The organism is Kribbella sp. NPDC055071 (genome assembly GCF_053608045.1).
Window position 1 is genome coordinate 1 of record NZ_JBSGUS010000071.1, and the last position, 1,390, is coordinate 1,390.

At 51.4% G+C, this 1,390-nt stretch carries 14 tRNA genes; all 14 read right to left on the bottom strand.

What is annotated here, in order from left to right:
• Positions 1 to 120: 120 nt before the first annotated feature.
• A tRNA-Leu gene (locus ACWF4Z_RS38260) sits at positions 121 to 202 on the bottom strand.
• 11 nt (positions 203 to 213) lie between these two features.
• Positions 214 to 289: transfer RNA gene (locus ACWF4Z_RS38265), tRNA-Lys, on the bottom strand.
• Between the two features lie 27 nt (positions 290 to 316).
• Positions 317 to 391, bottom strand: a tRNA-Gln gene (locus ACWF4Z_RS38270).
• Between the two features lie 9 nt (positions 392 to 400).
• Positions 401 to 476 (bottom strand) — tRNA-His (locus ACWF4Z_RS38275).
• A gap of 24 nt (positions 477 to 500) precedes the next feature.
• A tRNA-Trp gene (locus ACWF4Z_RS38280) sits at positions 501 to 574 on the bottom strand.
• A gap of 5 nt (positions 575 to 579) precedes the next feature.
• Positions 580 to 664, bottom strand: a tRNA-Tyr gene (locus tag ACWF4Z_RS38285).
• Positions 665 to 686: 22 nt separating this feature from the next.
• Positions 687 to 759: transfer RNA gene (locus tag ACWF4Z_RS38290), tRNA-Thr, on the bottom strand.
• 5 nt (positions 760 to 764) lie between these two features.
• Positions 765 to 840, bottom strand: a tRNA-Phe gene (locus tag ACWF4Z_RS38295).
• 12 nt (positions 841 to 852) lie between these two features.
• Positions 853 to 929: transfer RNA gene (locus ACWF4Z_RS38300), tRNA-Asp, on the bottom strand.
• 11 nt (positions 930 to 940) lie between these two features.
• Positions 941 to 1,017: transfer RNA gene (locus tag ACWF4Z_RS38305), tRNA-Met, on the bottom strand.
• A gap of 9 nt (positions 1,018 to 1,026) precedes the next feature.
• Positions 1,027 to 1,102 (bottom strand) — tRNA-Val (locus ACWF4Z_RS38310).
• Between the two features lie 9 nt (positions 1,103 to 1,111).
• Positions 1,112 to 1,183: transfer RNA gene (locus tag ACWF4Z_RS38315), tRNA-Glu, on the bottom strand.
• A gap of 34 nt (positions 1,184 to 1,217) precedes the next feature.
• A tRNA-Ser gene (locus ACWF4Z_RS38320) sits at positions 1,218 to 1,309 on the bottom strand.
• 5 nt (positions 1,310 to 1,314) lie between these two features.
• Positions 1,315 to 1,389: transfer RNA gene (locus tag ACWF4Z_RS38325), tRNA-Asn, on the bottom strand.
• Between the last annotated feature and the right edge of the window lies 1 nt (position 1,390).

Here is a 1,390-nt window from a genome sequence, read left to right on the forward strand (position 1 = left end):
GCCCTCAACCTAGCGCGTCTGCCATTCCGCCACGACCGCGTGATCATTAAATTATGTTTGTGCTGTTTTAGTAGGCTCTTAACCTAGTAAAACCGATTTGCGTGCACTTTGTAAATAAAGTGCGGGTGAAGGGACTCGAACCCCCACGTCGTAAGACACTAGATCCTAAGTCTAGCGCGTCTGCCAATTCCGCCACACCCGCAAAAAGACAAATGGTGAGCCATGAAGGACTCGAACCTTCGACCCTCTGATTAAAAGTCAGATGCTCTACCAACTGAGCTAATGGCTCTTACTATTCAATTTCAAAAAATAAAAATGGCTGGGCTAGCTGGATTCGAACCAACGCATGACGGAGTCAAAGTCCGTTGCCTTACCGCTTGGCTATAGCCCAATGATAATATGGGGCGATTGATGGGAATCGAACCCACGAGTGCCAGAGCCACAATCTGGTGCGTTAACCACTTCGCCACAACCGCCATAATCTCAAGATGTCATAAATTTGGCAGGGGCAGTAGGAATCGAACCCACACCGGAGGTTTTGGAGACCTCTGTTCTACCGTTAAACTATGCCCCTATAAATGGTGGAGGGGGGCAGATTCGAACTGCCGAACCCTGAGGGAGCGGATTTACAGTCCGCCGCGTTTAGCCACTTCGCTACCCCTCCACATTAAATTTTGAAAAAACAGTGCCGGCAAGAGGACTTGAACCCCCAACCTACTGATTACAAGTCAGTTGCTCTACCAATTGAGCTACACCGGCATAGGTGGTGGCTCGGGACGGAATCGAACCGCCGACACACGGATTTTCAGTCCGTTGCTCTACCAACTGAGCTACCGAGCCTAAGTATTTAAATGGCGGTCCGGACGGGACTCGAACCCGCGACCTCCTGCGTGACAGGCAGGCATTCTAACCAACTGAACTACCGGACCATTTTAAAATTTGGTTGCGGGGGCAGGATTTGAACCTGCGACCTTCGGGTTATGAGCCCGACGAGCTACCGAACTGCTCCACCCCGCGATGATATAATGGTGGAGGATGACGGGCTCGAACCGCCGACCCTCTGCTTGTAAGGCAGATGCTCTCCCAGCTGAGCTAATCCTCCATCATATAATGACCCGTACGGGATTCGAACCCGTGTTACCGCCGTGAAAGGGCGGTGTCTTAACCGCTTGACCAACGGGCCCAGACTTTCAATTGTAATTATGTATAAGTATCAGTGGCGGAGAGCAAGGGATTCGAACCCTTGAGACGGAGTTGACCGCCTACACGATTTCCAATCGTGCTCCTTCGACCACTCGGACAGCTCTCCAATAATGGCTCCGCAGGTAGGATTCGAACCTACGACCGATCGGTTAACAGCCGATAGCTCTACCACTGAGCTACTGCGGAA